We start from the raw sequence: 288 nt of genomic DNA on the forward strand, positions 1-288 counted from the left end.
CTACTAGAGCTTGCCTATCTGAGGCCTCTTTGCTCGTGCTCAGCTGGTGAACACGATTGACGTGCGGCAGTATAACAGTGCTAAACTCCGGATGCAAGCGCATTGTCTCGAAATGATCATGCGGAATCGACCCTTGACTCAGCAGATAGTTCTCGGCACGGCGCATAAGCGTTAGCTTCCACTCTTCCTGCTGAGCGGCTTCAAAAGCCTGACGATCATCCATATCTTTGTATTTACGATAAGGCTCAATGCGCTTGATACACTCGTGAATGAAAGCTACCTCGTCCT

At 49.7% G+C, this 288-nt stretch carries 1 protein-coding gene; it reads right to left on the reverse strand.

The window, feature by feature from the left end; genetic code table 11:
* On the reverse strand, positions 1 to 223 hold a 223-nt coding region (locus tag AC1RPQ_RS08390; protein ID WP_481762328.1), incomplete at its 3' end, for a hypothetical protein.
* Positions 224 to 288: the final 65 nt, after the last annotated feature.

It is taken from the genome of Dellaglioa sp. CoH-57-MRSF-21, assembly GCF_056781915.1.